At 55.6% G+C, this 24549-nt stretch carries 19 protein-coding genes; 4 read left to right on the top strand and 15 right to left on the bottom strand.

Annotation, left to right across the window (positions count from 1 at the left end; genetic code table 11):
* Positions 1–188: 188 nt before the first annotated feature.
* The 13 genes from CA54_RS16825 to CA54_RS16765 form a co-directional block, all read right to left on the bottom strand.
* Positions 189–617 (bottom strand): hypothetical protein, encoded by a 429-nt coding sequence (locus CA54_RS16825; protein ID WP_146371967.1) that lies wholly within the window; start codon positions 615–617, stop codon positions 189–191.
* Positions 618–808: 191 nt separating this feature from the next.
* On the bottom strand, positions 809–1276 hold the full coding sequence (locus tag CA54_RS16820; protein ID WP_146371966.1) for a hypothetical protein: 468 nt from the start codon (positions 1274–1276) through the stop codon (positions 809–811).
* A 152-nt stretch (positions 1277–1428) separates the two neighbouring features.
* Complete coding sequence (locus tag CA54_RS16815; RefSeq protein WP_146371965.1) at positions 1429–2427, bottom strand: NADPH:quinone reductase; 999 nt, start codon at positions 2425–2427, stop codon at positions 1429–1431.
* Entirely contained in the window at positions 2424–4493 is a 2070-nt protein-coding gene (locus CA54_RS16810) for a YfhO family protein (RefSeq protein WP_146371964.1), read from the bottom strand. The genes CA54_RS16815 and CA54_RS16810 overlap by 4 nt, the downstream gene beginning before the upstream one ends.
* A 325-nt stretch (positions 4494–4818) precedes the next feature.
* Positions 4819–6909 carry a hypothetical protein gene (locus CA54_RS16805; RefSeq protein ID WP_146371963.1) on the bottom strand — a complete coding sequence of 697 codons (2091 nt, stop codon included), beginning with the start codon at positions 6907–6909 and terminating at the stop codon, positions 4819–4821.
* A 394-nt stretch (positions 6910–7303) separates the two neighbouring features.
* Positions 7304–8842, bottom strand: a complete 1539-nt coding sequence (gene rpoN, locus CA54_RS16800) for an RNA polymerase factor sigma-54 (protein ID WP_146371962.1) — start codon at positions 8840–8842, stop codon at positions 7304–7306.
* Positions 8843–8912: 70 nt separating this feature from the next.
* Positions 8913–9512: a recombination mediator RecR gene (gene recR / locus CA54_RS16795; RefSeq protein ID WP_146372422.1), complete on the bottom strand. Its 600-nt coding sequence runs from the start codon at positions 9510–9512 to the stop codon at positions 8913–8915.
* A 156-nt stretch (positions 9513–9668) separates the two neighbouring features.
* Positions 9669–10037 carry a YbaB/EbfC family nucleoid-associated protein gene (locus CA54_RS16790; protein WP_146371961.1) on the bottom strand — a complete coding sequence of 123 codons (369 nt, stop codon included), beginning with the start codon at positions 10035–10037 and terminating at the stop codon, positions 9669–9671.
* A 36-nt stretch (positions 10038–10073) separates the two neighbouring features.
* Complete coding sequence (gene dnaX / locus CA54_RS16785; protein WP_146371960.1) at positions 10074–11771, bottom strand: DNA polymerase III subunit gamma/tau; 1698 nt, start codon at positions 11769–11771, stop codon at positions 10074–10076.
* A 181-nt stretch (positions 11772–11952) separates the two neighbouring features.
* Positions 11953–12738: a DUF6655 family protein gene (locus tag CA54_RS16780; protein ID WP_146371959.1), complete on the bottom strand. Its 786-nt coding sequence runs from the start codon at positions 12736–12738 to the stop codon at positions 11953–11955.
* A 283-nt stretch (positions 12739–13021) separates the two neighbouring features.
* Positions 13022–13552, bottom strand: a complete 531-nt coding sequence (locus CA54_RS16775) for a hypothetical protein (RefSeq protein WP_146371958.1) — start codon at positions 13550–13552, stop codon at positions 13022–13024.
* A gap of 183 nt (positions 13553–13735) precedes the next feature.
* Entirely contained in the window at positions 13736–13954 is a 219-nt protein-coding gene (locus CA54_RS16770; RefSeq protein ID WP_145378535.1) for a hypothetical protein, read from the bottom strand.
* Positions 13955–14306: 352 nt separating this feature from the next.
* A complete protein-coding gene (locus CA54_RS16765) occupies positions 14307–15017 on the bottom strand; it encodes a 16S rRNA (uracil(1498)-N(3))-methyltransferase (RefSeq protein WP_146371957.1) in 711 nt (236 codons plus the stop codon).
* A 278-nt stretch (positions 15018–15295) separates the two neighbouring features.
* On the opposite strand from CA54_RS16765, the gene CA54_RS16760 reads away from it, so the two are divergent.
* The 4 genes from CA54_RS16760 (at position 15296) to CA54_RS16745 (ending at position 21802) form a co-directional block, all read left to right on the top strand.
* Positions 15296–17902: a glycoside hydrolase family 20 zincin-like fold domain-containing protein gene (locus CA54_RS16760; protein WP_146371956.1), complete on the top strand. Its 2607-nt coding sequence runs from the start codon at positions 15296–15298 to the stop codon at positions 17900–17902.
* A gap of 85 nt (positions 17903–17987) precedes the next feature.
* Positions 17988–19820 (top strand): sodium:solute symporter family protein, encoded by a 1833-nt coding sequence (locus CA54_RS16755; RefSeq protein WP_146371955.1) that lies wholly within the window; start codon positions 17988–17990, stop codon positions 19818–19820.
* Between the two features lie 186 nt (positions 19821–20006).
* The gene (locus CA54_RS16750) at positions 20007–20792 is read left to right on the top strand and encodes a glutamine amidotransferase (RefSeq protein WP_146371954.1); all 786 of its coding nucleotides are present in this window, start codon (positions 20007–20009) and stop codon (positions 20790–20792) included.
* Positions 20793–20914: 122 nt separating this feature from the next.
* Complete coding sequence (locus CA54_RS16745) at positions 20915–21802, top strand: hypothetical protein (protein ID WP_146371953.1); 888 nt, start codon at positions 20915–20917, stop codon at positions 21800–21802.
* Positions 21803–21844: 42 nt separating this feature from the next.
* On the opposite strand, the gene CA54_RS16740 is transcribed toward CA54_RS16745, so the two are convergent.
* Together CA54_RS16740 and CA54_RS16735 are read right to left on the bottom strand one after the other, a co-directional pair.
* On the bottom strand, positions 21845–22939 hold the full coding sequence (locus tag CA54_RS16740) for a hypothetical protein (protein WP_197532515.1): 1095 nt from the start codon (positions 22937–22939) through the stop codon (positions 21845–21847).
* Between the two features lie 174 nt (positions 22940–23113).
* Entirely contained in the window at positions 23114–24457 is a 1344-nt protein-coding gene (locus tag CA54_RS16735; RefSeq protein WP_146371951.1) for an ABC transporter permease, read from the bottom strand.
* Between the last annotated feature and the right edge of the window lie 92 nt (positions 24458–24549).

Genomic DNA, 24549 nt, shown 5'->3' with positions numbered 1-24549 from the left:
TGGCGTTGCTACTTGAAGCGAAAGATGCCCGCGTTAAGGCAGGTCACAGCAATTGCAATCAACCAGAACAACTTGTCTAGGATCATGGAAGGGTCCATTTCACATCCTTGTGGGCGGGGGCGAAAATAAGTCTTTGCGGGCGGGAGCCTGCCTACGTTACTCGCATGGCTTGATTTCCTGCCGTTGTGTCACCAAAACTTCCACCACGGCTTCTGGTGCGTATGCAAGACTTCGTCTTTGGGATCCAATGTTTCTCCGTCTGGGCCGTATTCCTCGCCGTCATCGCCCAAAACTTTTGCGTCCATACTTGATGCAATTTGGTACATTTTTCTAAGGATTTCGTCGTCAGGATTCTTAACCGAGATACGGCCTTCCCGAAAGTCAAACCAAGCCTTGATGCCCGACTCATCGTAGCCCGAGTATGCCGTCCATACAGCGAGCCCTTTGTTTTCATATCGAATCACGTCGCCATGTGGTGTTCTCACCTCGGCCTCGTTGTCCATCCGCATGGTATCATCCGCCGCAACGTAGTCACTCCATTCTTCAAACGAGATTCCGCCGCTGACTTCTTCCTCCGACCACTCATCGTTTGGTGTGATGTGAATATCGTATCCCATGAGGATCTCTCAAAAAAACAACCTCTATTTCTCTACAATCGATACAGTGAGTGACGTAGGTCAACCGATTAGCTAACACAAACCATGTTCGACAATCAATCTCACAAGCCGTCAGACGGCTGCCTGCCCTACTCGCTTGTAAACAATGAGTGACCTAATCGCTAACGTCCATCGCAGGCTTCGTCAGTCAACTACAGCAGATCGTGAGGGGGCTCATCCAAGCTTCGGACAAGATGAAGGTGTTTTCGGGTCCAAGTTGACGTCGGCTGCGGGTCGCCGTCGTGATAGGTAGACAAACATTTGTCACCGATCTTCCACCAAAATTGGTAAGCTCCATCAATGTAGTCAGTCCAGACGTGGGCAGTGGCTTCAATCCAGTATAGCCGGCTCAACACAGACTCGAACTTCAGAATCCATTCAGGGACAGCGTCGAAGTTTAGGCCGTTCATCGAGCCTCCAAAGTGGATAACTTGAGCACGAAACGTGCAGGGTGATTCGAGCGGAGTGCACGAGAACATACCGCGCGTAATGGGCGGAAACTCGTCGGTCTCTGGCAACGCTCCAAGAACATCAAGGTTGGCTTTTTGAAAGCGTCGATATTCCGGCGGCTTCCAAGTCGCGCCCTCAATGAAGCCGTAGATGATCGTTTCGTGGGACACGCTGTGGTTTTCCTCCTAACCTGTTTTTCAATCAACAATCCGCACCGGGATTACTCCAGGTAAATAGGGTTATCAACCTCAAGTGGGACGAAAGACGCGCTGCGATATATGGCCGAGCAACTTTTGCATTGCACGCTCGCCCCCCTCCCCAATCAAACCGTCAGCACAATCTTCCCCGACAAACCCCCACTCCCTTGCAGCGTGCCTTCTTCCTGCAATTGATGCGCCGCGGCGGCTTCGCTGAGGGGGAATCGCTGGCCGATGATTGGCGTCCAGCCGCCCGCTTCCTGTAAACGGTTGATGCCTGTGGCGCATTCGCGTTGTTGTTCCGCGCTGGCGTTGAACATGGCGAAGCCGAGGTAGCTGAGGTCCTTGGTGTAGGAGGGGCCGACGGGGAATTCCGGGCGGGCGTCGCGGCCGGCCATGAAGATGATGCGGCCGCCCATCCGCATCAAGCTGACGGTCCGATCAAAGTTTGGCGACCGTTGTGTTTCGTACCAGAGGTCGATGCCGCCGTGCGGTTCGATGAATTGGCGGATCTCGTCGTCCATCGTCGGCGAGTGATAATCCACGACCAAGTCGGCGCCTAATGCTTTGCAAGCGGCTTGTTTTTCGGCGTTGCCCACGGTGGCAATGACCGTGGCGCCGGCTCCCTTGGCCAATTGCACCACCGAAGATCCCACGCCGCCCGTGCCACCGTTGACGAACACAATTTCACCCGCTTGCAGACGTCCGCTGCGGAACAGTCCCAGGTGGGCGGTGATGCCCACCAGCGCGCCGGCGGCTGCTGCTTCGTCGCATTGGCCGGCGGGTGTGGGATACAACCATTGCTCATCGACGGCGGTATATTCGGCGAATGTCCCCGGTCGGCCGAACAGTCCTTGATTGCTGCCCCACACGCGATCGCCGATTTTGAATCGCGTCACCCCCTGCCCGACCGCTTCGACCTCTCCCGCTAGATCGCAACCGATGATGTAGGGAAACTCAAGCGGCAAGGCGACCGCGCCGCTACGGATATACGTATCGATCGGATTGACGGCGACGGCGGCGACTTTGACCAAGACCTGATTGTCGGTCGGCTGCGGTTGCGGTTGATCCGCGTATTGAATGCAATCGGGGCTGCCGGTGGATGTGATGAATGCCGCTTTCATGGCGTCTCGCCTTGTTTTTCAAAATAATTGAATCGACCGGGGTGCCAATACCGTAGATGGCCGACGATGGCCCAGAGCAGCAGCGTCACCACCGTGATGGCCGCCCCCCAGTATAATGAGACGGGGTGGTAATTCCATGTGACTGTGTGCGTGCCGGGCGGGACGTCGACGCCGCGATAGAGTCCCGCCGCCGTTGTGGCTGCTGCAGGTTTGCCGTCGATATCGACTTGCCAGCCGGGATATTCCAAATCTGTTAACACCAACACCCCGCCATCTTCGGATGCGGCGCGGATGACGATGTGACCGGGGCGATAGGTTTCGATTTCAACCGTTGCCTCCGCCGATGGCGATTCCCAATACGCTCGCCCGCGCGTCTCGCTGAGTTCATAGAGAAACAACGGATCGTTCGGCGAGCGGGCCCAGGCGCGATGTAGAAACGGATCGACTCCATACCACAACAACCGCATCGGCCAGCCCAAGGACTCTAACGACTGCCCACTCAAAACATGCGTGACCCCCGCTTTCTGAACGGCTGCCAACTGATCGGCTGGAGGGGGGGCGTCCAACGGAAACGGCGCGGGCAGCGACAACGACTCATCAAAATACTCCGCCGGCCCCAACCCCAAATAGATGGGATACGACGCCGTGCCGAGGATATTGGTCAAATTCGCACCTGGCGCATAGAGACGCGTTGGGCCCGTGAATTCGGCCAATTTCTGCGCGACGGGACTTTCATCGACGTGCCGCAGCGGAGCGTCGGATAACATCACAACGTTGGTGACCGCGCGGCTGACGTACCACAAATCGGCCGTGGTTGCCGCAAACACGACCGCCACCAGCAACCACCGCCCCAGCAGATTCATGCGCTGGCTAATCGCATCGAGCGCCGTCCCGGCGAGCAGCGCGAACGCCAATGTCACAACGATGCCATAGCGTCCCGGTCCCATAAAGAAACTGAAACCCGGCAGATATTGTGTGACCGGCAACAACCATCCCGGCGTATACAGCAATGCCGCAATGCCCAGTCCGATCCAGAAAATGATACGTCGCGAAAACAATTTCCGCCGCAGAAAGACAATGCCTGCTAACACGACAATCAACGGGGCGAGACCGAAATACAAATGCGCTTCGACTTTGTTGGTCATCGCTGAGCCGGGTGGCAGGTTTTCATTCAGCACGCGATCGAGATCAACGTCCGCGCGGTACCACTTCCAGGGCATCACAACCTGCGACCAATACCAAGCTGGCAAATGTCCGTAACCGGTGTTCGCCGACGCGCTGCGCTGGCTGCGGCCACGGAGTTCCCAGGTGGGGGCCAGCTGAATGGCGGAGAGTAAAAATCCTAAGACCATGGCGGTCAGTAAACCGGTTGCACAGCGATTACGCAGGGCGCGTGTCTCTTCGGGAAGACTGGCTGCCGTGAACCACAAGCGCAATGGAATGTAGGCCAGCAGCACCAACTGTGTGATAAACGCCAAATTGAAATGCCCCGCCAACATCGACAACGCCAGCGTCAACGACAGCACGAACAGCCACAGCCAACGCCGCGATTGCAGGAACGACTCCGCCGCCCACAGTGATGCGGGAAGCCATGTCCCACCGATGATCGCCCACTCCAAACACATCCGCGGCGGAAACCAACCGTAGGTATAAACCAGCGCGACCAACACCGCTGCCAGCGCGCGCAGGCCGATTGAGCGCGCGTACAACCACGTGAAAATAAACGCCAACACGTAATGCAAAATCTGGTTGGCAACGTAAGCGCCGTTGGCCTCAAAAATTCGATAGAACACCTGGTTGGGCGGATAGAGCACGCCGGTTTGGCTTTCGGCGATGGCCGGATACCCAAAGCCGGTGCGATTGTTCCAAGCGGCCAATTCGCCCGAAGCGATGCTGTCGGCGAGGAAGGTTTTTTGCGGGAAGAAGTAGGAATACGTATCCCCCCCGATCAACCCACCCCCTTCCCAAAGCGGCAGCCAGAACAGCACGGTGAGCGCCACTGCAGTCAGCGTGACGTAAAACAGGCTGCGAACCTCAGAGGATTCCTGCGGGGAATTTTTATGCACAATGCGGGCCGATGCGAGGGTACAGATTTCGTGGGCGGAGACATCTCCGCACTGACAAACTGATTTTAACTCAGCACCGCCCCGCCGCAACCAATTGCAGCGATTCACTTACCCACGAATGAGCACGAGTGAACCCTACGCATGACGCGTTCCGGGAGGGCGAAGCTCCTGCTGAGCCGCATCGGTTCGTTGGGCGTAATTTGTGAAATCATTTGACGAATAACACGAATCGATCGCGCGCGGCTCAGCGGGAGCCTCGCCCTCCCGGGACGCTTTTGGGTTCTGGCTTGTCACCAAGATGTGAAGCGTATTCTTCGCCGAAACGCTATTTTTCGGACCAGCCGGGCAATGAGATTGTTGTTTGGTAATTCGAATAGTTGTAGAGCGGATTGCGCGTCGGCTTGTACAGTTTGCCGGGGAGCGGGTTGTTGCTTTGTGTGTAGACCCATAATTCGTTGGGATCCCAGACGACGATTTCATCGCGGCAATCGCCGGTGATATCCAAGACCGCATTGCACATGTCGGGATGGCCATCGTTGGGAAACCTGACAACGCGGCGGCCCCAGCCGTCCCACATTCCGCCTTCGCGGACGTTCGGTGAGAGGACGAAAAATTCCGGCGGCTGACCGGTCCAATTGATCGGCAAACACATACTTCCGTGTTGGCAGGGTTCGATGTCCTTGTAGATGTCACCGCGGGCGTCGTAGTAGTGAACGATGCCCTGATTGCCCCAATAGTTAATCGAGACCGCCTCTAATCCGGGCATGTCGGTGCGAAAATCGCCGACGACCGGGTTTTGCACGTGGCCGAGGTAATGGTGCTTAATGATGTTGCCCTGCATGTCGGCGAAGAACATACCCTCATCGCTAGCGGCGCACAGTATCCGCGGCTCATCTTCTGGGCCACCAAAGCGGACCACGGCGATACCGTCGGCATGGTCTTTGACTTTGTGGTCCAACGACCACAGGTGTTTGCCGTCGCCGTCGTACAGATTATAGCCAATGGCCAATTCATCGCGGCCGTCTCCGTCGACATCAAAGGCAATGGGATAATGCCCGGTGTTGCACTCGCCGCTCCACATGATTTCTAAACGGTCATTCAGTGCCCAAAAATGCCGGTAACGGTCTTTGATGATGATGTCGCTGTCATGACCCGTGCCACGCAAATCGCAGAAGTAGAGCGAATCGCCCAAGATGCGAGGAAACTTGTCATAGGGAGCCTTAGTCGTTGGCGGCGTTTTCGGCGTGGGCGCTTTGTAGAGAGTTTTACCAGTGGCACCGTCGGCGACGATGATCTCCATGTTCATGCAGTAAATGACTTCAGCTTTGCCGTCGCCATCAAGGTCGTGAACTTGAAAACCAACATCGTTGGTGAGGTGGTCCTTCCAGGGATCGGGTTCGCCGATTTGCCACAGTTGTTCGCCGTCGAACGTCATGGCGGTCAGGCAGCTCAATTCGCTGTTACGATCCTTGGGGCCATGATGCCGTACTTGACCAAACAGCACGTCGACCTGACCGTCGTTGTTGAGGTCGCCGAAACGGAGATTGCGGCCGACGCCGAATCCTTCGGTTTGGATTTTCTTCCAGACGACCGGCTGTGGATTTGCCTTCTGCAGTTTTTGCAATTCCACTTCGCGCTGGGCGATTGCGTCCTCGACGCGCTGCAACTCCTTAGCCGTGGTCGTGACCTTGACCTGGTGATAACGGGTCGGCACATCTGCCATCAAACCGATCTTGCCCGATTCGTAGGTGGCGTCGGTGGCGGTCAGCGTCGGGCCGTCGATGAATTGGGCTTTAATGTTGTCACCATCGACTTGAATGCGGGCGACGAGTGGCTCACCCGGTTTCCAGTCGAATTTTTCGGATGCGAGAATGCGTTCAAACGGTTTGTGGTAAGCGGTCGCGTGCCTGACCATTTTGAGAATCGCCTGATCGCCATCGACACCGAAAAAGTAATAACAGCGATCATTGCGATAGCGAAACACGACGCCGCTTTGGTCGCGATCCGATTCGGGAACGAAGCGGACTTCACAAGTATAATCCTGCCAAGCGTCGTCGCCGGCAACGACCATGGGATGCGCGTGTTTGGTTTTGACGTTGTCATAGATCTGAGCTAAAACCGCTTCGCCCTCATGCTCAAAGACCTTCCACGCCCGCTGCGAGGTAATGCGCGAGGTGAAGGAGCTCACGCTCCAATGGCCTTTGGGAGCACTATCGGGCAGATAATGGTATTCGGTGTGCGCGCCGACAAGGCTGGAGAATTGCCCCGGTTTCAAATCGGCAAAACCGTCCTCCAACAAAATCTGTTCATCGGCGTTATCCTCAGCGGCGACTGCAACACTTGCAATAGCCACAACTGCCATCAGAGTGATAAACAGCACGGTACATTTGTGCCACTGCGATTGGGTCGTTTGCAACGTAGTATCCTCTCGGTGGGGAACATCAAGCACAGGCAAATTCCGTCACCATCGCGCGGACCGCCTCCCTATCAAACCTAATGAGATTGCAACGGGAAATCAAACGAGAGACGTTCCCGTGATGCGAGCCGTGGTGCACTTATCCTCTTTGCAGGAAAAGAAAGACTTACGCAAAACCGCGAAGGACGCAAAGGGGGGACCGGGATAATCCGATTGAAGAATGACAACTGCGTGGCGCGGAGATCGTTTTTGAAAATAAATTGCTTTAGCAGGTAGAACGCGAGCGACGTGAACTGCTGCTAACCGCATCGACATCGCAAATCTCTTTGAGAGCTTTACGACTTTGCGTGAGGCTTTTTTTGCGAATGACAGCAGACCAGCATCCCGGCGCGAATTAGTATTCGCGGCGCTGGCGGGACGAAGGGATGTCCATCGCCTTGCGGTACTTGGTGATCGTGCGGCGGGCGAGTTTGTAGCCATGTTTGGCTAACTCGACAACGAGAGCATCATCGCTGAGCGGTTGGCGTTTGTCCTCGGCGTCGACGATCTCACGCAGTTTGATGCGGATCACATCCCAGGCGACTTCCTCACCTTGGGAGTTGGTTGTGCCGCCGCCGAAGAACCGTTTGAGTGGGATAATCGAGCGGGGCGTTTGAATGTACTTATCGTCGACGGCGCGAGAGACGGTCGTGACGTGCACACCGACCACATCGGCAATCTGCTCCATTTTGAGCGGGACGATATACTCGGGCCCTTTGTCGAGAAATTCCGTCTGGTGATCGACAATGGCCTGCGAGACGCGTTTGAGCGTGGAGTATCGTTGTTCGACAGCATCGATGATCCAACGAGCCGCATTGATTTTGTGTTTGACGTATTCCTTGGTCGCCGCATCGGCATCGCCGGCGAGTAGTTCTTGGTATTTGCGACTGATTGTCAGATTGGGCGTGTATTCACGTTCCAAGCGGATCGTGTATTTTCCTTCGTCATCTTTTTCGATGTAGACATCCGGCACAATGCTTTGCGCGGGGGCGGCGTCGAATCCGCGTCCCGGCCAAGGATTAAGATGCCGCAATTGCTCACAGGCTTCTTTGATCACATCTAGCGAATAGCCGGTTTTACGCTCAATCACCGGGAGCCGGTTTTGATAGAGGTCGTCGAGATGCGAGGTAATTAAGGCGATCAACACATCGCGATAAGGAGTGTCATCGTCGATTTGCAGCAGCAGGCATTCCTTCAGGTCCCGCGCGCCGACGCCGCGTGGTTCGAGCTTTTGAATCAACGAGAGCGCGGATTGCGCATCATCGGGAGAAATCCGCACGCTGTAGACTTCGATCATCTCCTGTAGTGAATCGTGCGGCGCTCCGTTTTGCCCAACGATCGGCGTGCCGCGCGGATTGTCCGGCAACCGGCCATTGTCGTCGAGGTTTTGAATCAGGAACTCGCCGAATTCGCGAACAGAGGGTGAGCAATTGAAAAAGTGAAACTGCTCCAACAGGTTTTCTTGCAGCGACTCGGGGCGCGACTCGATATTGGTAATCGTGTCGTGTTTGCTACTGCTAAGATCGTCGATTCGATTTGCCGAGGGGTTGGTCGAGGAAAAATGGTCGGGCCATTCTTTCGACATTTCCATCAAGCGTTCGAAGTCAGCTTCGTTGTTTTTGTCGTTGTCGACAACAAGTTCCTTGCGTTCGAAGTCGGCGGACTCGCGGTCGTCGCGGTCGCGGTCCCGTTCGAATTGCAATTCTGAATCCGACATGTCGGCAGCGGTATCGGGAACCGCCTGCTCGAGCAAAATGTTCTCGGAAAGCTCTTGATCGATGCGTTCCTTGAGCGCCATGACCGGCAACTGCAGGATTTCCATGGACTGAATCATCCGCGGGGCCAGCTTCATTTGCTGGCTCATCTTCATCTGTTGCGAAATATTCAGTTGCATTTTGAAACCGCTTCAGCGAGGGACGAACTCAAAGTTTTCCGTTTATTAGTGTTGACGTATTACGATGGAATTAAAAAGGTTGTCGGCCCCGCATGGCATCAGCCAGGACTTCGCGGTTAGAGAACTCTAGCACGCTTCCTGCGGCAATTCCCCGCGCCAGACGGGTGATTTTTACTGGCAGGTCATCCAGAACGTTACTGATGTACAAAGCTGTCCCGTCCCCTTCGAGTGTAGGATTCGTGGCCATCACGATTTCCGTTACAGGTGTATCTTTCACGCGGCGAATCAGGGCATCAACAGTCAGTTGTTCCGGCCCGACCCCTTCCAAGGGAGAAATCCGGCCTTGGAGGACGTGGTAGCGGCCGCCGAATACGCCGGCAGCCTCGACGGCCATCAAGTCACGAGGCAGTTCCACCACACAAACCACCTGTGGATCGCGCCGCGAATCGGAACAAATACTACAAGTCTCTTCATCCGTTAAATTGAAACAGACAGAGCAGGGACGCACAGTCTGTTTGACCTGCTCAATGGCTCGCGACAATTGCAGGGCATCGTCGGAGGAAGATTGCAAAATGTAATGCGCCAAGCGTTCGGCCGATTTGCGGCCGATGCCGGGAAGGGCTTGGAATTGATCGATCAAGTTTTCGACCGCCGGTCCATACGGATTCACAATCGCACCATTATTCCCTGGCTTATGGCCCCAGCTGAGCCGATCCCTAAAACCCGCGCGGTTGAGCTTCGCCACAGTCAGTCTCGAAGTGCGTTTTCCGAGCACTGTGGATGTGGGAGAAGTCTCACGCGGTTGAACAATCGCCACCGTGGCAGACTACGTCTTTGGATTTCCTCCTCCCAAACCGAGTTGCGACAGTGCGTCACCCAGCCCGGGAAGATTCATGTCACCGGTCAGTCCGGCCATCTCAGTCGCTGTTGCTTCCTGCACTTTTTTCAGCGCCTGATTGGTGGCAGACACGACGAGGTCTTCCAGCATTTCGCGATCGCCATCGTCAATCAGCGATTGTTCGATCTTGCAGCTGACAATCTGTTGTTTCCCGGTGACTTCCACGGTCACCATCCCGCCACCGGCACTTCCCTCGGCGCGGATTTTGCCCAGATTTTCTTGCATGTCGCTCATGCGCGATTGCATTTCCTGCGCGTTTTTCATCAACGACGCCAGGTTTCCCAAACCTTTTAACATTGGACTCGCTTCCTTCACATTGATCAGGTGCCGCGGTCAACGTTCTTCGACTTTCACCACCGTCGCGTTGAACACGGTCATGGCTTTCTTCACCAAGGGGTCATTCTCGGGGTCAATCCGATGTTTGGTGCCCGTAGGTGATGCCTTTTTCTCGTCTGGTATTGTGGCTGGAGATGGGTCATCCGCCAATTTCAGGGTAATTCCCACCTTTCGCCCAACGACTTCCTCAAGTGCGGCCTCCAGCCGACTCATCTGCTCGCGGCGTTGGCAGTACTCGAGATTGAAATGATAGCTCTTAGGGAAGGATATTTCCAGTGCGTTTGGCCCGATAATTGCTATTCCCGAGGCGCGTTGAACATTGGTTTTTACCATATCCGGAACCCTCGTAAGGACTTCCGCCCATATTTCCTCTTCCGAACCTGTTTGAAAATCGATGGTTGGCCGAGTTTCTAGAGCGGGAATAGCCTCTGAGAGAGTCTCAGCGGGGGGTGGGTCCGTTTTTTTTTGAGGTGGGGGCGCGGATGTTAGATTCGCCGCCGGAGGCTGCCGAGTTGGTGCTGTTCCATTCGTAGCGGGGAGATTGACTGCGCCCGATTTGACCTGCCGGATTAGGTCGGATAGGTCGTGTAGGTGTTGTAGTAGCGACATCCGCACCAGCGCCAATTCGGCCAAGGCGCGCCCATAGGCGACCCGCTGCATACGGCCTTTGGCTTCCGAAAGGATCTCCATCGCGGCCACGATCGTCTCCAAGCCCCACCGTTTTGCCTGTTCGACCAGTTGGGGTCGCAGTTCGGGGGAGACCGAACTGAGCCGGACCTGCTCTGCTCCGGCTGCCAAGACCATCAAGTCGCGAAGATAGTCCAACAACTGTGTCGTGACTTCGCCGAGTTGAATCCCCTCTTCCAAGGCTGCGTCGAGCGTCTGGAGTGCTGCCCCCTTCTCGCCGGAAATCACCGCTTCAAACACTTCCACCAACCGCTGATCGTCAGCCGTGCCAAACAGACGATGCACGTCGGCCGGGGTAATCGGATCGCCACCAAAGGCGAGCAGTTGGTCGAATAACGATTGGCTGTCCCGCATCGACCCAGCGGCGCGGCGGGCGATCAATTCAATGGCGGCATCTTCGACCGCAATCCCTTCAGCCTCGGCAATCTGCTTGAGTCGCACGCTGATGTTGGGCGTGTCGATCGTCCCGAAGTCAAACCGCTGACAGCGTGAGAGAATCGTGTCGGGCAGCTTGTTCGGTTCGGTTGTGCAGAAGATGAATTTGACGGTCGGGGGCGGCTCTTCTAGCGTCTTGAGCAGTGCATTAAACGCCTCCCGCGTGAGCATGTGGACTTCGTCGATGATGTAGACCTTATAGCGGGTCCGCATCGATTTGACGTTTACGTTCGCTCGCAAGGACCGGATGTCCTCGATACCGCGGTTCGACGCTCCGTCGATTTCCAGCACATCGACGTCGGTCCCGGCGGAGATGCCCAGGCAGATTTCGCAGGTATTGCAGGGGTCGCCGTCTTGCACGTTTGGGCAGTTGAGCGATTTGGCCAAAATCCGCGCCGTCGACGTCTTGCCGACGCCCCGTGCGCCGGTAAACAAATAGGCGTGCGCAACACGGCTACTGGAAATGGCATTGCGCAGCGCCTGTGCCACCATGCCTTGGCCGACGACTTCGTCGAAAGTCTGCGGACGAAAACGGCGGGCGAGGACTGTATATTCGGAGTTGGGTGTTTGCATCGTCACGACATACGGGAGATACGGAATGTTTTAAAGGCCAACCGGCACCACTGCTGTGTCCGGTCCGTCCTTATTGTCGCATTCCCGTCGTCGCAAGCAACGTCGCGGTAGAAATAATCAGAAAAACGGCGCGGAATCTTGCTGATACCGCGCCGTTTGGAATTCTAAGATTGTTCGATTTTTATTTGAGAACAGGAATTTCATTCCCGGCCGGTTGGATAGAAACTTTTCCAGAATCCAGCTCAGAGGGTGGCGGCGCCAATTCCGGCATCTCATATTTGGGCGTTTCCGGCTCATCCTTGCGTGCGAATTGGGGCACTGAAAGCGCGGGCATCGCTAGCTTGGGCAACTGTGGAGGAGCTTCGCCCGCCCAACGGATGGGACCATCTGTTCCATCGCGCTGCATCGGACCGACACCCAAGGCCCAAACGCTTTTGGCCAGTTTGTTGGAGATCTTGGTATCGGAACTCCAGACGAGGTTGCCTTCGGTGCGGTGATAGGCAAACAGTCCGATTTTGGCTTCGCCCAATTGATTGGTCTTTTTGTACAAAGCCATTTCTGGAAGCGACGCCGGCATGCCGGGGATGCCTGCTCCGAGCGACGACTCGGGGATACCGATCAACAGATCGTGGTGATCCGTGCCGATGACACCGGCGCGGGCTTCGACGACGTATTCCGCTTCTTCTTTTTTCTCCAACACATAGCAACCATTTCTCAGCAAGTGATATTTCAAGCTGCTGATCAAGTACTTTTGTTGTACACTGTCGTCGATGTTGCTGGTGTCGAAGTAGACTTTTTGATGGGCCAACGGACTCACGTCGATGCTATTAACAGATTCGTCAATCGCGTTGGAAATCAATCGTTGCTCGGTGGCGGTGCGGGGGGTATCGGACCACCGCGTCGTCCCACATCCGCCCAAGCAGGCTGCAAGAAAGACAAGGGATACAATTTGAGTCGGTTGATTCATAACGTAATGCTCGCGCCGGCGCAAAGATCGCCGCGCTTTTTGAGAGAAGAGAGATGATTGATACGAAAGTTGAGAGGAGAGAGGGCGGATTTTCGCCATTTCGCAGGCTCGGTCAATAGCGATCAACCAAGAAACGTCAACTTACGATCATCTCGAATAGCAGATTACGTTGCCGCGATTCATTTGCCGATCCACGCCCCAAATCCCCTAAGGCGTAACAACAAATGGGAGCGCGGCCTGCCCCACCTGCATTAGCAAGTGAATTGGCAAATATCGGCTGCAATCAATCCCAACGGCGTTGCGGTTGTGGTTCTTGGGCGACTTGCGCGCCGGGAAGATCCTTTAGCGCGTTGCGCAATTCGACGGTCAACTGCTGGTTTTCCAGCATTTTCCAAGCCAAGTTGACGCGATTGTCGACGCGGGCGACTTTCCACAAACCGGTCGACGAGCGGCGCAATTCGATTTGCGAATTGACGAACGGCATGCCGGCATGCCGAAATACCGAATCGGCGGTGGCGGTATCCCCTTGGACGCGGACCGATTTGAGATCAAACGTCAACTCGCCGTTCTCGCTAGCATTTGCCGGCGGCGGAGCCCAAGCCGCTGCGTAATCGTCCGCCACGACTGCCACCTGTTCGCGCAATTCAGGGGTCATTAAACGGAGAACCGTGGGACGGTCGTTGGATTTGACCGCTTCAAGAAATTCCGTGGCGACGTGCGTGGGCTGCTGGTTGGTTCGCCACTGTTGTATACCGGCGAAGATCAGCAGCAGTCCGCCACCGACGAGTGCCACGTTCCACAATTTCGGTGTCACTCGACCATCTCCAGAGGCGGAAAATGCAATGGAAAGCCAATGGCTCGCACAGCCCGCTGCAATCTCTAACAACAGTCGAGACCGGGTCACACTAGTGGCTTGATGCCGACTGGTGTTTTCACCCGGGGTCCGATCGCACTGGCGGACAAGCCGCCAGTGGCACCCATCTATGACAAGAGATGATCAGGCGCTGGGACGGAGATTCCAATAGGCGGAAAGCACATCGTATAAGTCGGCGGAGATTTGGACTTCGTCGTTATCGAAGTCGTGCAACCAAGCGCGGTCGGCTTGGACAGCTTCAGCCAGAATATGGGTGATCTCGCTCAACTTAACGGTCATGCCTGGTTCGGCGACGGCGGTACCTTCGTCTTCACCAGTAAATAATCTCAGTCGATGACGCATATCTCAATGTCTTTCCATGACAACTGTGAGGTTTTGTTAATTCGTTTCCCCCCACCGCCCTTGCGGGCGACGCGCCGTTTTGCGTTGCGAGTTTGAGTGCCAGATCCATCTAGAATCTCAAAAGAATTGCATCGCCGTTGCGCGGGCTGAGGTCCGGCTTTCCGGACAGCCAATGTTATTATCGGAACCGTGGCGGCGTCACTTCAGTCAATTCTGACGAATAGTCCGATTATTCCCGATAGCCTTCATGGGGAGATTCGGCGAATCGTGATGGAAGAATCGTGGTCCGTTCGGCACGTTCTGCCGGTCGAGCGATCTGTTCGGCGGGATCCGCGCGTTGTGCCGACGTCGTCTAGGATCGCAGCGACGCACCGCACAGCGCGACCAGCGCCAATGCCGCGGTTTCGATGCGTAAGATGCGCGGGCCAAGATCCACCAACGTTGCGCGCGAATTCGCCAGCGAAATCTCAGCATCAGAGAACCCCCCTTCGGGGCCAATGCAAATAGTCGTCGGCCGCTCACCCGCCACCCAATCCGCTTGCCACGCTGCGCCGCCGGGATGTGCCATGAGCAACGGATCATCCGTGGGACGCGATGTTAAAAACTCCGCCCAGTTTTGGAGCGGGGTGATTTCCATCAATCGGGCGCGGCGGCATTGTTTTGAGGCAGCGATGACCGCCGCTCGCATTTTTTCCAACTTCGTCGCCCGTGGATCAACAACGCTCCGCTCAGTTTGCAAAGGGACCAACCGCGTCACTCCCAATTCGGTCGCCTTTTCCACCAACCAACGAAAACGGTCCCCCTTGGGAATAGCCGTGGCTAGGATCAAGGGCACCGGCAGCTCCGCCGCTCCTGGTTGTCGCGAAAGGATCGAGACCACGATCCGTTTTTTGCTCGCCGACTCGACCCGCGCTGTCGCTTCCGTTCCGTCGCCGTCGAACAATTCAATCTCATCGCCCGGTTGCAACCGCAGCACATTGTGCAAGTGGTGCGCTTCGGGACCGAGCAACTCAGCCGTTGGGCCCTTCAAATTGGCGGGAAGAAAAAACCGAGGATGTGTCACGGGTTCTTTTTCAAAATGAGAGGAACACTATTTTCAGTGATCGCGTGAATCGCATTGCCGACCGGTCAATCGTGACAAGTGCCACATTTCGAGTCAACGTTCGCCCGGTTTCCGTGCGATCCGGGCCGAGAATTTACCACCGCGCCAGTTGTTTGCGCATTCCGCACTCTAAGCACGTCCGTACGGTTGGATGCAACAGGCGGGTGGGGTATGGTAGGTCGTTTCCACCCTTCGCCGCTGCATGCGAAACAATAAGTTCCAACTCCCGAGGTCATCGAATGCGTAACAGGTCGCCGCAAAAATGGGTTGTGTTGATCATCCTGGTGATCGGTATGACCGCAGCAGGTCCGACGCACGCCGCGGAGGATTTGGGCATTGTTCCCACGCCGCAAAAAGTCGAATCGCAAAACGGCAGTTTTTCGATCAATCGCGAAACCCAAGTGGTGCTCGGCAAAGATGCCACCGACGCGGAACGGTTCGCGGCCGAGGATTTGCGAACCGCGCTTCAAGAGATCTACGGCTTCCCACTACCGCTGGGCGAACCAGGCACGTCGCGCCCGAATAGCATCGTGATCGGCAAACCGGACACGAATCGACTTGTCAGCAAGTTGATGCAGGAACACGGCTTGTCGTTTTCAGCCAAGACGAAAGAGCAAGGTTATGTGCTGGGGATCAGCGATCGGGGAATCGTGATCGCTGCGGAAAACGAACCGGGGCTGTTGTACGGCACGATGAGTCTGCGGCAAATCGCGCAGGTCAAAGGAGCGGAAAAGCCATTGCCGTCTGTCCGGATCCACGATTGGCCGCACGTAAAAATGCGAGGCGTGCAGGAGGAGACCGCCTACGGACAAGCCTCGACGATGGAGAATTACAAAGCGATCATCCGCTTCATCGCCCGATATAAGATGAACACCTACTTCATCTATTTGGAAGACAACTACCGCTTCAAGAAATACCCCTCAATCGGTGTCGGCCGCGGTGCTTTCGATGCGGATCAAATCAACGAACTGGAAGCGTATGCCAAGCAGTATCACATCGAGTTGATTCCGATTTTCGAAATGCTGGGCAACCAAGGGACGTTGTTGATGAACGCCGAGGTGTTGCCTTTCAGCGAATACCCCGGTTCGCATTCCTTTGCCACCGATGATGCGGCTTTTGAATTTTTGGAGAACTGCTTTTTGGAATTGATCGACGTCTTCGATTCCAAGTATTTCCATGCCGGATTGGACGAATCGTGGGATCTGGGTTTTGGCAAAACCGAAGCGGCAGTCAAAAAAGACGGTCGCGGCTTGGTGCATGCCCAACACTACCGCCGGTTGAACAAATTGTTTAAAGACCACGACAAAACGATGATCATGTACGGCGATGTGATCGTCAACCGCAAGGATCCGTCGGTGATTTTAAACGCGATCCCCAAGGATATCGTGTTGATGGATTGGGTGTACGGTCCTAAGCAACATTACGACAGCGTCGACAAATTGGCGGCACATGATTTCCCCTTGATGGTGCTCCCGGGCTTGAACAACTGGAGTCGGATTTTCCCCACGACATCGGCGGCGCTGATCAACATTCGCAATTTCACGCTGGACGGCATTCGGCACAATGCGCTCGGTTCCTTCACGTCGACCTGGGGGGACTTCGGTTCCAAAAATCTGCGAGAGATGAATTATTTCGGCTACGCTTACGGAGCCGAAGTGACGTGGTCGCCGCAATCGACCGACGTGGCGAGTTTCTACGATCGGTTTTTCACGCTGCACAACGGCCCGGGGACGGCGACGCCCTTGCGAGCCGTGTTTGCGTTGCTAGAGAAGTGGCCGTTCGGATTGCCGATTGTGGATTACTTCCGGCATCCTTTTGCGCCGCGGTATGAGTATGGCGGACGCAAACCCAACGCCAGCAAAACGGGGCATTCCGAGCAAGATCTCTGGCGGGTCCGCGAGGATGCTCGCGTGGCCGAAGCGTTGATCGCCGCGTTACGCCCGGTGATTACACGCCGCAAGGGCGACCTGGACTACTACGAATACTGCGCTCGCATGCACCGCAATTATGTACACGGGCAACTGTTGGTCCGCAGTTTGCGGGACTTTGCTTCGAGCGATCCGTCCCCGGAACAAATCACCGCTGCGAAACAACGGTTCACGCGCGAGGCCCGGGCGGTGCGCGATGAAACGTTGGCGCTGCGAAAGACGTTTCAAGAATTGTGGTTGCGGACCAACCAGCCGGACAATCTGCAATACGCCGTCGATGAGTACGACATGCTGATCAAAGCTTGGGACGATACGGCGACGCGGGCCGAAGAGGGTGTCTTTGCATTCGATTCACGGCCGGCGTCGCAGTGGATTTATCATCCACTGGGATTCGAGAAGCAAGAGCAAATTCAACATGCGTCGTTCCGCAAGACGTTGATATTGGATCCTCAGAACATCGAGTTAGCCGGCATTCAAGTGCAAGGGGACACACATGTGAAGTTGTTCGTCAACGGCAAACTGATTGGCGAACAGTTCGCGCGGCGGAATTTTTCGGCACCGGTCAATCCGCATTTACTGGAACTGTACGACATCAAGCCATACCTCAACCCGGGCAAAAATGTGATCTCCGTCGAGGCACATGCCTACGGCACTGAGAACCATCAGTTGGAACCGGGCGGACCGGAGCGGTGCGGCGGATTTCATCTCTACGGTGAATTGATTGGCAAAAATGGGCAGGTGACGCCGATTTTTTCCGACTCGTCCTGGAAAGTCAGTAACAAGCCGGGTGACGATTGGACGTCGACCGGCTACGATGATGCGAACTGGCCGTCGGCTCAAGGTGATGAGAAACCAACGGTGTGGATCAGTTATCCGGACTTTCGTTCCGGCCAAAAGGGTTTCAGCGACCAACGTTAAATGGATTCAATTCCCTCAGCCCCCGGCTCCGCCGGGGGTCCATACGATAAACGGCGTACCACCGCCCACAAGGATAGAGAAAAAGATGCAACTGGATTTCATTGACTGGTCGATCATCTTTGGTTTTTTCGCGATCTCACTGGTCATCGGAGCCGTCGTTAGCCGGCAAGCGGGCAAGAGCTCGGCGGATTTTTTCCTATCGGGCCGCAACATGCCGTGGTGGCTGTTGGGATTCTCGATGGTGGCCACGACGTTTGCCGCGGACACGCCGGGGTTGGTCACGAACATCGTGCGAGAAAACGGCGTCGCCGGCAACTGGGTCTGGTGGGCATTTTTGCTGACCGGCATGTTGACGGTTTTCGTGTACGCCAAATTGTGGCGGCGGTCGGGGATTACGACGGACCTGGAATTCTATGAGCTGCGCTACAGCGGAAAACCGGCGGCGTTTTTGCGCGGGTTTCGCGCGTTGTATTTGGGTGTGTTCTTTAACATCATTATCATGGCCAACGTCTCGCTGGCAGCGATCAAAATCGGCCATGTGATGCTTGGATTGGATCCGGCCCAGACCATTGTGATTGCTGCCACAGTCGCCGTAATCTTCAGCGCCATGGGAGGACTCAAAGGGGTATTGCTGACGGACTTCTTGTTATTCATCATCGCCATGGTGGGATCCATCGGCGCCGCCATCGTCGCTCTGCAACAGGCTGATATTGGCGGCATGGCGAAATTGATCACGCATCCCAACGTTCAAGACAAAATGGCAATGCTGCCCGCCTTTGACCTCAGCACCACGGCCAGTCGAGACCTGTTGATGACACTGTTAGTCATTCCACTCTCAGTGCAGTGGTGGAGCGTGTGGTATCCCGGAGCTGAGCCGGGTGGCGGCGGCTATATCGCGCAGCGGATGTTGGCTGCTAAAGATGAGAAGCACGCCATCGGCGCGACGTTATTTTTTAACGTGGCGCACTACGCTCTGCGGCCCTGGCCCTGGATCATTGTCGCTTTAGCATCGCTTGTGGTTTTTCCCGACAATGCGTCGCTGCAACTGGCCTATCCCGACATGCCCGCCGATCAGGTCAAAGGCGACTTGGCTTATCCGGCGATGTTGGCGTTCCTGCCACACGGCCTACTGGGGCTGGTGGTTGCCTCGTTGATCGCGGCCTTTATGTCAACAATTTCAACACACCTCAACTGGGGATCGTCCTATATCGTCAACGACTTTTATCAACGATTCGTGCGTCCCGATGCTGAGCAAAAAGAACTGGTCCGCGTCGGCCGACTTTCCACAGTGCTGATGATGGTTTTTGCGGGCATCTTGGCATTGTTTCTTAAGGATGCCTATCAAGGCTTTGAAATCCTATTACAGATCGGAGCGGGAACGGGGCTGTTGTTCATCCTGCGTTGGTTCTGGTGGCGGATTAATCCGTACAGTGAAATCGTGGCGATGGTCGTTTCATTCATGGTCGCTCTGTGGGCAGCATTCGCCGCTCCGGAAGACATGCCTTCATGGGTCAAACTTTCAGTCGGTGTCGGAATCACTACCGTGGCCTGGATCCTGGCGACGCTGGTGACACCTGCCGATGACGAAGAGAAATTACGCAGCTTTTACCGCCTCGTACATCCGGGCGGCCTCGGCTGGAAACGCGTATTGGACAAAGCCGCCGCGGATGGGGTCCCCCTGCCCAAGGACGGCAACTCCCATATCGGCCTGGGTGTCGCCTGCATGCTCGTTGGTTGCCTAGGTGTCTATTCCGCTCTGTTTGCCACCGGATACTATTTATACGGCCAAACCACGAACGCGATTATTCTAACAGTCGTCGCAGTAATCGCCGCCGGTTTCTTAGCCACCATGTGGAGCAAAATCACCGCCGGCGACCAGAGCACGCCGGGACAGAAACCGGATGTTGTGGAAGACTAATTCCCCTGCCTTAATCAGCCTACGGAGAATTCACCACGGAGACAGGGAGGACACTGAGAAGGAAGAGGCTTTAGACTGCAGCAAAATACGCAACCGTCAATTCCTACAGCCTATCGTCTAAAGTCTACAGCCTATTTCCCCTCCATTGTGAACCCGTACTAACAATTCCTCTCAGGCTCGGAAAACATGGCAAACGTCTATTACGTCGGGGATTGGGCGCTGGCGATTGGGCCGCTTTATGCGGAATCGCCGTTCAATTGTGGGCACAAGGGGGCGGAGGTTTTTAATGACAGCACGTGGCTGAAAACGGCGTTGGAGAGCAGCGGCGAGCATCGGGTGACGTGCGTGCCGACTTGGGAGTTCTATAAACTCCCGCCCGGTGAGTACGAGCGGATTCTGGATGAATACGACGTGCTGATTTTTTCCGACGTCGAAGCCAAGCTGTTCCAGCTCTGTCCGGATATGTTTGATCGCCGGCAATTCGGCAAACAGGTGCTCACCTTTCCCGACCGTATCCGCCTGACCATTGAAGCGGTTCAGGGTGGATTGGGGGTGATGTTCCTGGGCGGGTGGATGAGCTTTACCGGCGAACTGGGCCGCGGTGGCTGGGGACGGACGAAGTTGGCGGAGATTCTGCCGCTACAGTGCCTCGACATCGAAGATCTGGCCGAGAGCAGCGAAGGCTTTGCCATCGTGCCGGAACTGCCCGACCATCCGGTGTTGGCCGGGTTGGATGTCGCCGCAGCACCACCGATCTTGGGTTACAACATAACACGTCCCCGCACGGGCTGCGAAGTGGTCGCGCGGTTTTCAGAAACTGGCGACCCCGCGATCGCTGTCGGCTCATTTGGCAGCGGCCGCGTGTTTAGTTACACGTCGGATCCTGCGCCGCACTGGGCCTGCAATTTCGTCTATTGGGACGAATACGCCGCCTTTTGGCAAAACGCCTGTCGGTGGGCGGCGGGTCAGTAACGCGAATTTGTTAGCGCAAATAGCGACCTATTCGTATCTCGCTTCTCTTGATAACTTCCCCGGCATTCGCAATGCCAATTCGACCGTGTCCGCAGTCGCTCGAAAAACGGGGAGATGTCGCGATGAACTCAATACGTTTCGTATTTCTGGTGGGAGCGTTTACTTGTTGTGCGATGTGCGTGGGAGGCTGGATTGCCATTCAACCCGATGTTTCCAAGCGAGATCAGCTGCGGACCGTCTCAGAATCCCCTGAAGACCGCTTGAAAAGCATTCTTGCGGAAAAGTTGTTGACGCCCACATTTGTGGGTACGTTTTGCGTGATCGAGGCGGACACAGTCAACAAGACGGAAAAACACGCGCAAAAAACAATACAATTCAACGGGAAAAACAGCGACACGCGTCGCATTGGTCCGCCGACTTCGCAAGACTGTTTGGCTTATCTTAAAACCCGAATATTGCCGGCTGAATGGAAAGTGATTCTCTCCGAGGGCATCGAATACGGTATGCCTTTGCAAGAAGAAATTGATCCCCTGTTAGATGAAGACATCGCCCTTGCCAACTTTGAAGAAGGTGAATGGGTGGCCCTCCTCGACAGCGACGGGAATGACTTGAACGGCGAACCATTGTCGCCGGATGATCCAATGTCTTCGCTCATCGACAGCATGAACTCGATACCCACATTCCCGGAGGAAGACCCGATCATTTTTGGCTGTGTCGGACTGGCCCGGCCGTATGAATATGCGTTGAGGTTTTTTAGCAGCCGCGTTGTCGCACTTCCCGGCGGTCGCTTGCAATGGGAATTGACGCCCAAACCCAAACACAAAAGTTGGATCGGGAAAACAACGATTGTGGTTGATGAAAACCGACGAGAAGTCGAGAGCGCCACCATCGCCCGCTTAGGGTCCGACATTCACCATGTTTGCAAGGTGCTTTCCATCAAACGGTCGCGCGACGGAAAGGACATCGGCGTCGTCATGCCCGTGACCGGCCCAGTGACGAAAAACGATTGACGTTGCCGCGAACTCGCGCCGCAAACCTACTCGGCCAGTCACCTACTCAACCGGTGCCGGCGGAATGACAGCTTGACTCGCTTGCACGTCGGGAAAGTAGACGTACGGTACGGCCGACAGCGCTAGTGCGGGATGGTTGTTGTAGTATTGCCAGAAGTGGTGATGCCGCACATAAGGGGTGACATCGCATTCGGCGATGCGGCAGGCGAGCGGTCCTAGCTTTCGTATGTCCCGTTTCGTCAAGCCTTTTTTGCCCAAGGCGGCTTTGGAGAAGGGCCGTCGGAAGGGGTACAAGGAGAGTGCGCCGTCTTGCCGGGAACGAAAATTCAACAAGCATTCCGTAACACGCATGGAGCAACCGTATCGTTCCCCGGGATTCATCCAATGATGATCCACAGCTGCGGCTCCCAACACCGCGCGGAATCGATGCGATGCGCCTGGCGGCTGTGCCAAGCAACATCCTTGCACGACTCCGCCGCCCAGTAAGTGCAAAGTCGACAACGTCAACCGGGCACCGTGGCTGTGACCGATGAAGCTGACGGGATGGTCGCAAGGGATCGTTTGAGTCAAAGTCGCCAGTTGAAATCCGTTGCGGGCACTTTTGCGTCCCAACCCCTGAATATCAAAAGGGGGCAACGTCGGGTCGCTGGGCCAAGTCACGTAGACATAGTTCAGTGGAAGATGCGGGGCAGCGCCGCGGAGCCAGCAGAACGTGCTCTGTGCATCGAGGGGTACGTCTTGCCATGTGACGTAGCTGCCGTGGATCATGAAGCATACGGGAACGCGGGGGAGCAAGGAGGCCAGAAACGCGGCGTGATTCGAGCGTGTCAGACAGCCGTCGGGTGTGCGGCACAGGAAGTCCACACAGTTCGGGCAAATCGGACAGGGCGTCTTTTGCGGGCAACACCTCAGACTGACAATCCAATACGATTCAGCGGGGCAGCATTGGCAGGCTGCGGGTCCGCATTGATTCGGTGTGGATGCGGCTTGGTGTCCTCCAGCCACGGGCATGAATTGCGGGGCGGGGAGCGTCTGTGCCGCCGCGGTCGGTGCGCGAGCGAAGAACGCCAACAGCAGGATGCATGCGGCGACGCGGCGGCGGGAGTCGAATAACGCGAGGATCCGCATATTGTGCATCAGGGGTGCTTGGAAAATCGAGTGTTCGGGACGCGTTTTTTCAGAATGGCCCGCAACGCTGATTGCAGAGTCTCCCCGGCGCGCAGCGTGACTTATTCCGTCATCGAGAATTTGACCGAATCGACTTGAGTCTCTCGGTGCACGCCGACGGCACTCAACCAGAGTAACGGTTGATTATTCGTGTCGTAGGGCTTCGATCGGGTCCAATTTGGCGGCTGCAAGGGCCGGATAGATTCCAGAGAGTATGCCGATGAATACTGAAATCCCGAATGCGACGGCCAAGGTCCACCAAGCGACGACCGGTTCCAGGCCGTCAAACATCTGAAACATCTTCGAACTGGATTGGACTGAGGAGTCCATAATCGCTGTTTTGGCCAACCAGCGAATTGCTGAAAATGCGACCGGCGTGAGTAATCCCAAGGAGACACCCAACAACCCGCCGGTCCCGGCCAACACGCTTGTTTCGGTGAGGAACTGTTCGGTGATATCCCCCCGTTTGGCCCCCAGAGCACGGCGGATGCCGATTTCGCGGGTTCGCTCGGTAACGGTGGCCAGCATAATGTTCATAATACCGATGCCTCCCACGACCAAACTGATGAGCGCAATGGCCCCCAGAACGACGTTGAATATGACTTTTAACTGCTCCGCCTGTTTGAGCAATTCCATCGGCACGACGAGATCGACATCGTTAGAATCCGCGTGGTAGCGTGCCAGCGTTTCGCGAATCACATTTGCGGTCGGCACGACGTCCTTGGCATCAGCAACACGAAACGTGATTTGACTGAGTTCGACTTTTTCGCTGCTACGGCTGCCGGCGGTAATGATCATCACTTCATCGCCGATGCGGGATTGCAACGTATCCAAGGGAATGTAAACGTCTTTATCGAAATCCTGTCCCGACATACTGCCACCGATGGCCGCCGACGCGGTGCGATGTGATGTCATTCCCACGATCGAATAAAACACGTCGCCAATGCGGATGGACTTGCCGCGGGGTTCTTCGCCGGGGAACAGAGTCGTGGCGACTTCATGACCAATGACACAGACGTTCGCGGTATCCTCTTGGTCCCGGTAGGAAATAAACCGTCCGGCATCCATGTTGAGGTGATTCACACTGAAATAATTCGGTGTACAGCCGACAAGACGGACGTCCATATTGCGATGCATATACCGCGCAGGTTGGGAAAATTCGCGAATGGGTGTGGCGTCGACGATGGTGTTAACTGTCTGCTTGATGCGTCGATAATCATCCCGCAGAATCCCATACTGCAAAACCTGTGTCTGAGCATTGTTGCTCTTGGAACCTTCAGCCGGTTTTTGGCTGATGACGATGATGTTCGTCGCTCCCAACTCAAGCACTTGTCGCTGAGCTTGACGACTGGCCCCTTCACCGATGGCCAACATGGCAATCACTGAGAATACGCCGAATACGATGCCCAACATCGTCAGCAACGACCGCAGTTTGTGCAGTAGCAGGTTTTTAAGGCCGAGTCGAATCGTACGGAGTAGTCGCAACATAAGATTTTCACACGAATCGAAACGACGCGGGAGCGAGAATCGAGACGTGTCTCGTTTGAGGAGCCGTAAGCGGTGTGTTGGGAAAGTTTAAT

Origin of the sequence: Symmachiella macrocystis, assembly GCF_007860075.1 — a bacterium.
Classification (GTDB): domain Bacteria; phylum Planctomycetota; class Planctomycetia; order Planctomycetales; family Planctomycetaceae; genus Symmachiella; species Symmachiella macrocystis.
This window is presented reverse-complemented; position numbering and strand designations above follow the sequence as displayed.